The organism is Flavobacterium sp. (assembly GCF_036405015.1).
Classification (GTDB): Bacteria; Bacteroidota; Bacteroidia; order Flavobacteriales; family Flavobacteriaceae; genus Flavobacterium.
The window spans coordinates 1-8,591 of sequence record NZ_DASWYK010000174.1; the positions used below are offsets into that span (position 1 = coordinate 1).

The window sequence follows — 8,591 nt, forward strand, 5'->3', positions numbered from 1 at the left end:
GCACATAGCAATAGCAGGAAACATAGGCGCAGGAAAAACCACTCTGACCAAATTATTAGCCAAACATTTTAAATGGGAACCTCATTATGAAGATGTAGTTGATAATCCTTATCTGGATGATTTTTACCATCAAATGGAACGCTGGTCGTTTAATCTTCAGATTTATTTCCTTAACAGCCGTTTTCGTCAAGTGCAGCAAATTCGCCAAAGCGGAAAAAAAATCATTCAGGACAGAACGATTTATGAGGATGCTTATATTTTCGCTCCCAATTTATATTCTATGGGATTGATGACAAGTCGCGATTTTGAAAATTATACTTCTTTATTTGAATTAATGGAATCTTTGGTAAAACCACCCGATTTATTGATTTATTTAAGAAGTTCTATTCCGAATTTAGTGGGGCAAATTCACAAACGCGGACGAGAATACGAAAACTCTATTTCTATCGATTATTTAAGCCGTTTGAACGAAAGATACGAAGCTTGGATTCAAACTTATACTAAAGGACGTTTATTAATCATTGACGTTGATAACATCAATTTTGTGGATAATCCAGAAGATTTGGGAGATATTATCAATAGAATTGATGCTGAGTTGAACGGATTGTTCTAAAAACACTGATTTCACGAATTTACACGAAATATAAAAAAGCCTCTAAAAATAATTTTAGAGGCTTTTCTTTTGAAACACATCTTAAACAGTATTAAACCTAACAGGTTTTTAAAACCTGTTAGGTTTCCGTCAATGTTTATATTATTTCGCAGCTTCAACTTTTGCTAAAACTTCTTCTTCGGTTCCTTCAAAAACTTCGGTTGTGGTTTTACCGTTTTCAGTTTTAGTAACAGTTCCAGTAGTTTTTCCGTTTATATTTTTAACCTCAACTTTCACGGATTGACTTTCTGTGTGGGCATATTTTCCATTTGCATCAAAGTGTGCCAGACATTTTGCTGTTTCTTCAGGAGAACAACCTTTTTCTTTACACATCTTAATACATTCTTCTTTTGTCATTCCAGACATATCTCCGCACTTAGAAAGGCCGCTCGCATGCATTTCTGTTTTAGCGCAGCATGAAGCCTTTCCAGCAATGTCTGACGGAGCATGACCTTCACCCAAAATCGGAGCAATTACCAATCCAATCAAACAAGTTAACTTGATCAAAATATTCATTGAAGGTCCAGAAGTATCTTTAAACGGATCCCCAACAGTATCTCCGGTTACGGCTGCTTTATGTGCATCTGAACCTTTATAAGTCATTTCTCCGTTAATCATTACTCCTGCTTCGAAAGATTTTTTAGCATTATCCCAAGCACCTCCAGCATTGTTCTGGAAAACTGCCCAAAGTACTCCAGAAACGGTAACTCCTGCCATATATCCTCCTAACATTTCAGCAATAAGCTGATTGTTGTCTGCGTAAACCAATTTCCCAATAATGACAATCAAAATTGGAAATCCAATGGTTAAAATTCCTGGAAGCATCATTTCGCGTAAAGCAGCTTTTGTAGAAATCTCAACACATTTTCCGTATTCTGGTTTTCCAGTTCCTTCCATAATTCCGGCAATTTCTTTAAACTGACGGCGAACTTCGTAAACCATATCCATTGCGGCTTTTCCAACTGAATTCATCGCTAAAGCAGAGAAAACCACTGGAATCATTCCACCAACAAATAACATAGCCAAAACTGGCGCTTTGAAAATATTAATTCCGTCAATTCCTGTAAAAGTTACATAAGCAGCAAATAAAGCTAATGAAGTTAAAGCTGCAGAAGCAATTGCAAATCCTTTTCCAGTTGCTGCAGTTGTATTTCCTACTGAATCTAAAATATCGGTTCTAGTACGAACTTCTTTTGGTAATTCACTCATTTCGGCAATTCCTCCAGCATTATCAGAAATTGGTCCGAAAGCATCGATTGCCAATTGCATTGCCGTTGTTGCCATCATTGCTGAAGCCGCTAGCGCCACTCCATAAAATCCTGCTAAAGCATACGAAATCCAAATTGCTACAGCAAATAATAATACGGTTGGAAAAGTTGAAATCATTCCTGTTGCCAAACCTGCAATAACATTGGTTCCTGCTCCAGTTGACGATTTTTGAACAATTGCCAAAACTGGTTTTGTTCCTAATCCTGTATAATATTCTGTTACTGATGAAATAGCTCCACCAACAACTAAACCAACTAATGTTGCATAAAAAACACGCATTGATGAAATAGCTTTAGAACCTTCTCCAAAGAAAGTCATCTGCATGGTTTCTGGAAGCATATGTTTTACTAAAAAGAAACAAGCTACAGCTGTTAAAATAATTGAAACCCAGTTCCCTATATTTAACGCTTTCTGTACCTGAGCTTCTCTAGCATTGTCATCTGAAATTTTTACTAATGTCGTTCCAATAATAGAAAATAAAATTCCGAAACCTGCAATTGCCATTGGAAGCAAAATTGGACCAATTCCTCCGAAAGCATCATTAATGCTGCCTCCCATATCTTTTATCACATAGTTTCCAAGAACCATTGCCGCCAAAACTGTTGCTACATAAGACCCGAATAAATCGGCTCCCATACCAGCAACGTCTCCTACATTATCTCCCACGTTATCTGCAATTGTTGCTGGATTACGCGGATCATCTTCTGGGATTCCAGCTTCTACTTTACCTACTAAATCGGCACCAACATCGGCCGCTTTTGTATAAATTCCTCCTCCAACACGGGCAAATAAAGCGATTGATTCTGCTCCTAATGAAAATCCTGCAAGAGTTTCTAATACAACCGTCATTGTATCAGTGTCTTTCCAAACTCCGCCAGAAAATAAATTAAAAAAGATTATAAAAAAAGCTGTCAATCCTAAAACTGCCAGCCCTGCAACACCTAATCCCATTACGGTTCCTCCGCCAAAAGACACTTTTAATGCTTGTGGCAAACTAGTACGTGCCGCCTGAGTAGTTCTAACGTTTGTTTTAGTTGCTATTTTCATCCCAATATTTCCTGCATAAGCCGAAAATAAAGCACCAAAAATAAATGCTATTACGATTAATAAATGTGTTTTTACACCTGGAATAAAAGTAATTCCTGCCAAAGCTAAACTGGCAATAATTACAAAAATGGTTAACAGCTTATATTCTGCTTTTAGGAAGGCCAAGGCTCCTTCGTAGATGTAATCTGAAATCTCTTTCATCTTGCCATCTCCAGCATCTTGTTTTAAAACCCAAGTCCTTTTTATTCCCATGAAAAGTAATCCTAAAACTGCCATAACAATTGGCAGGTAAATCATAAATGCATTCATAATTATTAATGGTTTTGGTTAATAGTCAACAATCTAACTAAAACGAATTTAAACAAAAAAGCAATACTCCTGACGGAGTATTGCTTTTTTTATAAATTATGAATGCCTAAATTATTTAATACTAAATAATCCTGCAGGTTTATTTTCAATATCATCAAAACGTTTTGTACACTCAGCGATAATATCGTAAGCTTCTTTTACGTCTCCCCATCCTTCTACATCCACTTTTTTGTTTTCAAGGTCTTTATAAACCTGGAAGAAGTGCTCAATTTCTTTTACTAAGTGAGGGTTAATATCAGAAAGATCGTTTAATGAATTCCAGATTGGATCTGAAACTGGTACACAAATAATTTTCTCGTCTGGTCCTTTATCATCTGCCATGTGGAATACACCGATTGGTTTAACTTCCATAACACATCCAGGAAAAGTTGGCTCATTTACCAAAACTAATACGTCAAGAGGATCACCATCTAAAGCTAAAGTTTCTGGAATAAATCCGTAATCAGCTGGGTACATCATTGAAGAGAATAACATTCTGTCGAAACGCATTCTTTTAATTTCAAAATCGTACTCGTATTTATTTCTGCTTCCTCTTGGTATTTCGATTAACACATCGAAAGTTGTTAATTTGTCTGCGGTCATTTTCGTTTTTTAATGTTTCTATAATTTCGGTTGCAAAAATAACTAAACAATCCCTTTTTACAATAAAAAAAGTACATTAATCTATGCATTTTATCCATAAATTAATGTACTTTCTAAGTTATATAACAGAGAGTTAATAAAAGGTTTTATAAATTAACATCTTCAAGCAACTCATTGCTCAAAATACCAGAGCAAATTTCTCTAACTTCTCCTGTCATTCTAATGTTAAAATTGGGATCTACATTTATTTTTAATGTTCCGCCCTGCATTTTAATTGTAATATTTTCATCTACCAAACCTTTCTTTTTCATTACACTTGCAACTGCACAAGATGAACTTCCTGATGCAAGTGTAAATCCTGCTCCTCTTTCCCAAATTAAAACTTCAACTTCATTTCGGTTTATTACTTTGGCAAACTGAACATTGATTCTGTTTGGAAACATTTCGTGATTTTCTAAAAATGGTCCAAATTGTTTGATTTCGTCAATACTTAAATCTTCTTTCAGAATAACACAATGCGGATTTCCAACAGAAACACAATTGACATCAAAAGATTTTCCATTTGCCTCAATCGTAATGTTGTCAACTTCTGGCGTTTCAAATTTCGTTGGAATTAAATCTGATTTAAAAATCGCCTGTCCCATATCGACAGTGATAATTTTTGCTTTATTATTTACCGTTTCTTCAATTGTAGCTTTTACAATACCACCTTTTGTTTCAACCGTAAATTCTTTTTTATCTAATACTCCGTAATCAAAAACATATTTACAAAATATACGAAGCCCGTTTCCGCTCTTCTCCGCTTCAGAACCGTCTGGATTAAAGATTTGCAAACCGATATCAGCACGATCAGAATCAACTAAAAGAAGAATACCGTCAGAACCTATTCCGAAATTTACATTACAGATTCGTGTTATTGCTTTTTGAGTAAGTTCAAATGTAATATTCTTGCTGTCCAGCACTATATATTCATTTCCTAATCCGTGAGTTTTTACAAAGAAATTGTTGTTCATTTGTTTCATTATATTTTATTAATCTGACTAGAAATAGAATCCGAAAGATCCTTTTACAGCAAATTTGTGAGCGTCTGGCATGTCTAAATAATTCCCTCTCCAAGAAAAATCAATACGGAATACTTTGAAAATATTTCCAATTCCGGCATGGTATTCATAATATACTTTTTCTGGGGCATTATAAGGCAATCCAGAAGCATTGATAGCGCGATTCGCATCAGAAATAGTTCCATGAACGGCTCTTACACCAACAAACTCTCTCCAATTCAATTTTCTCATAAATGGAATTCTGGCGAATAATCTTCCTCCAAAATCATGATTCCATTGCAAAGTAGTATATTGATCGGTTACGAATTCGTAGAAATTCAAGTTACTGAATGTATTTTCAATTGTAAAATACGTCTGGTTACCCGGAATTACACTCATTAATCCTAACGGAATTGTACCGAAGGTTTTTCCTGTTTCCACTATAATATTCGATCTTCCTAAAGGTCCGATTATAATTGGCTGTTTGTAGAAAACCTGAATTTTCTCATAAGCAAAATCACTGTCTAAAACACCTTTAAGACCATAACTAAAGTTCACAAAGAAATGACTGAATGGACTATCCACTAAATCTCTTTCTACACCGTAACCAATTGTTTTACGATTTGGCATATATTCAAACTGAATATTAGCTTCAGATTGTTTTACATCACTTTTTATAACTCCCATTGGGTTTGCGGCAGTTGGCAATGTGGTATAATAATCTAAACTAAAAGTCTTAGAAGCCGATTCTAATGTTCGATAAGAGAATCCTGCTGAAACAATAAAGTTCTTTTTCGGCTCCATTTCAACCGAAATGTTACTCAAATTAATGTTGGTCAGCTTTCCATTACTTCCTGTTGTAAATAAAGCAGAAGACGCAAAACTTCTTCCCAATACATCATTTGTGGTGGTTAAACTCGCTCCGATTTGTTCGATATCTCGTCTGTTTCCTCCCGAAATAATGACACGGTTTTTCTTGTCAACCATCCATTTTCCTGAAAGTCCATATTTAAATTTATTGTCGTCAAATCCGTATGCAGTATAAGCTTGCAAACGCCATGGATCATTTGGTCCAAAATAAGTTCTTCCTCCTACTCTTAGTCGTAAACCTTCTACTTCGTTATATCCAAAAGTAGAATAAATAGGGCCATAGTCGAAGTTCTTAAATTCGACATAACCACTTCCTAAAATGGAGACGAGATTATACAACTGCTTAAATCGCTTGACGGTTTGCAGTGTATCGAGCATTTTATAAATCCCCGCTTCGTCTTTATTTAATTTTTCGAAACGATTTTCTTCCCAGAATTCAGGCGGTCGTTCATAGACCGCATTGTCTATGAAATTGACTTCTTCTTTATAAAATTTTTCTGGTTTTTGAATATTGAATTTATGATTACGATATAAAGTCGTTCGTTTTCCATAAACTCCTTTTGATTTTTCTTTTTTATTTAAAGCAAAATCAGACATCATATAATCACGAGTCAAAAGAAAAATAGAATCATTTTCTACTTCAAACTCCTGCTCAATATAAATGTCTTTTACCCAGTTAATATTGGCGCTTTTAGTAACGCCCATATTAATTTTCTTGATGGCAAAAGTGGTATCGTTTACCCAAAAATCACCTTTAAACGTTAATTCATTTTTACGTCTTGGATAAAAAACAATATTAAAACACCATTTTTTGTCGATATAAGCACTGTCTTTTAATACATAATTGTAAACATCAATTCCTGTTCTTGAAAGCGGACTTGTAAAACTTTTATCAAAAAACTTTAAGTGATTATCGTAAATATTATAATCTGAATACAAATCTTTTACAAAGGCCAAAATCTGCTGATTACCTTGAAAACCAGACATTTTATTTCCAGTAAGATTTTCTTTTACCTTCTTTAATTTATTATCTCCGTAAACATCATAAACAGATTCGTTGATAAAAATTGGAAGATATGTTTTTCCCGTAACAGTTGAAGTATCTACATGGTTGAAGACAAACTCCATTCCTTTGAAAAGCTTGTTTTTCATGAATGCACTATCAATGGTATTCATGTCAAACTCTACCTTTTCATACTTCTGCATTTCATATTGATTGAATTGGTAAAGTCCGTTTTTACGTTTTCTTTCCCAAATCTTTCTCAAAATATCCAGTGCTGGATTATTCTTTTTAGAAGTTTTTCCAGTATAAATTACAACCTCATTAAGAGCTTCGGCTTCGCCTAAAACAATTTTAAAATTATAATTGACCGCTTTGTCTAAAGGTACTTCTTTGTCTGAAAATCCTGCCGAAGTAACTATTAATGCTGTATAAGTATTAGGTGATTCTAAATAAAAACGCCCATCTTCGTTAGAAACAATTCCAGTATTAGAACCTTTAAAAACAACATTAGCAAAAGGTATTGGCTGATTTGACTTGTCCAAAACAATTCCACTCACTTTCGTTTGTGCAGTAGCAATAGCCGCAAATGCGAATACAAAAAATAGGCTGAGTAAAATTATTCTTTTCATTGTTCGGGCAAAAAAAAACTTCATCAATTAACTATGAATGATGAAGTTTTGTGAGTATTTTAAATGTGTATTATTTGTATAATACTTTTTTAACTGCTTTTACTACATCACCTGCATTTGGCAACCAGTCTTTAAGCAATACTGGAGAGTAAGGTGCAGGAGTATCTGCAGTTGTAATACGTTGAATTGGCGCATCAAGGAAGTCGAAAGCCTGTTCTTGAACGATATAAGAGATTTCAGAAGAAAGGCTGGCAACTGGCCAAGCTTCTTCAAGAATTACTAAACGATTTGTTTTTTTAACCGATTTTAAGATTGCATCTTTATCCATTGGACGAACTGTTCTTAAATCGATGATCTCACAAGAGATTCCTTCTTTAGCTAATTCATCAGCAGCAATAAAAGCTTCTTTGATGATTTTTCCGAAAGAAACAATAGTTACATCTGTTCCTTCACGTTTAACATCAGCAACACCAATTGGAATTGTGTATTCTCCGTCTGGCACTTCACCTTTGTCACCGTACATTTGCTCAGACTCCATGAAAATAACTGGGTCATTATCGCGAATTGCAGATTTTAAAAGTCCTTTTGCATCATAAGGAGTTGAAGGAACAATAACTTTAAGACCTGGAGTATTAGCAAACCAGTTTTCTAAAGCTTGTGAGTGAGTAGCTCCTAATTGACCAGCAGAAGCTGTTGGTCCGCGGAAAACGATAGGCACATTAAATTGTCCTCCTGTCATTTGACGCATTTTAGCAGCGTTATTAATAATTTGATCAATACCAACTAAACAGAAGTTGAATGTCATATATTCTACAATAGGGCGGTTTCCGTTCATTGCAGAACCTACTGCAATTCCCGAAAATCCAAGCTCAGCAATTGGAGTATCAATTACTCTCTTTTCACCAAACTCAGCAAGCATTCCTTTTGAAGCTTTGTAAGCTCCGTTGTATTCTGCAACCTCTTCTCCCATTAAATATATGGATTCATCGCGACGCATTTCTTCGCTCATCGCTTCGCAAATGGCCTCTCTAAATTGTATTGTTCTCATATTTTATATTGTATGTTGAATTTTCTGAAGAGCAAAAATAAATATTTTAAATAACTTAAAAGCATAAATTGAATTTAAAATC

General features: G+C 34.7%; 6 protein-coding genes. 1 reads left to right on the top strand and 5 read right to left on the bottom strand.

Annotated features, from left to right (window positions below; translation table 11 throughout):
- The coding region (locus VGE71_RS14260; protein ID WP_331138936.1) for a deoxynucleoside kinase at positions 1 to 613 on the top strand (613 nt) is incomplete at its 5' end.
- Positions 614 to 754: 141 nt separating this feature from the next.
- Here VGE71_RS14260 and VGE71_RS14265 read toward each other — a convergent pair.
- From VGE71_RS14265 to VGE71_RS14285, 5 genes are all read right to left on the bottom strand, one after another.
- On the bottom strand, positions 755 to 3,277 hold the full coding sequence (locus VGE71_RS14265; protein WP_331138937.1) for a sodium-translocating pyrophosphatase: 2,523 nt from the start codon (positions 3,275 to 3,277) through the stop codon (positions 755 to 757).
- A gap of 111 nt (positions 3,278 to 3,388) precedes the next feature.
- On the bottom strand, positions 3,389 to 3,919 hold the full coding sequence (locus tag VGE71_RS14270; protein ID WP_111288276.1) for an inorganic diphosphatase: 531 nt from the start codon (positions 3,917 to 3,919) through the stop codon (positions 3,389 to 3,391).
- A 146-nt stretch (positions 3,920 to 4,065) separates the two neighbouring features.
- Positions 4,066 to 4,932, bottom strand: coding sequence for a diaminopimelate epimerase (gene dapF / locus VGE71_RS14275; RefSeq protein WP_331138938.1), 867 nt, complete (start codon positions 4,930 to 4,932; stop codon positions 4,066 to 4,068).
- A 27-nt stretch (positions 4,933 to 4,959) separates the two neighbouring features.
- Positions 4,960 to 7,461 (bottom strand): DUF5686 and carboxypeptidase-like regulatory domain-containing protein, encoded by a 2,502-nt coding sequence (locus VGE71_RS14280; RefSeq protein WP_331138939.1) that lies wholly within the window; start codon positions 7,459 to 7,461, stop codon positions 4,960 to 4,962.
- A 70-nt stretch (positions 7,462 to 7,531) separates the two neighbouring features.
- Entirely contained in the window at positions 7,532 to 8,509 is a 978-nt protein-coding gene (locus VGE71_RS14285) for a pyruvate dehydrogenase complex E1 component subunit beta (RefSeq protein WP_109191633.1), read from the bottom strand.
- Positions 8,510 to 8,591 lie beyond the last annotated feature (82 nt).

Bases quoted from the DNA above. Each gene is read 5' to 3' on its own strand.
- VGE71_RS14265 (WP_331138937.1), bottom strand. From the start codon at position 3,277: ATGAATGCATTTATGATTTACCTGCCAATTGTTATGGCAGTTTTAGGA.
- VGE71_RS14270 (WP_111288276.1), bottom strand. From the start codon at position 3,919: ATGACCGCAGACAAATTAACAACTTTCGATGTGTTAATCGAAATACCA.
- dapF (WP_331138938.1), bottom strand. From the start codon at position 4,932: ATGAACAACAATTTCTTTGTAAAAACTCACGGATTAGGAAATGAATAT.
- VGE71_RS14280 (WP_331138939.1), bottom strand. From the start codon at position 7,461: ATGAAAAGAATAATTTTACTCAGCCTATTTTTTGTATTCGCATTTGCG.
- VGE71_RS14285 (WP_109191633.1), bottom strand. From the start codon at position 8,509: ATGAGAACAATACAATTTAGAGAGGCCATTTGCGAAGCGATGAGCGAA.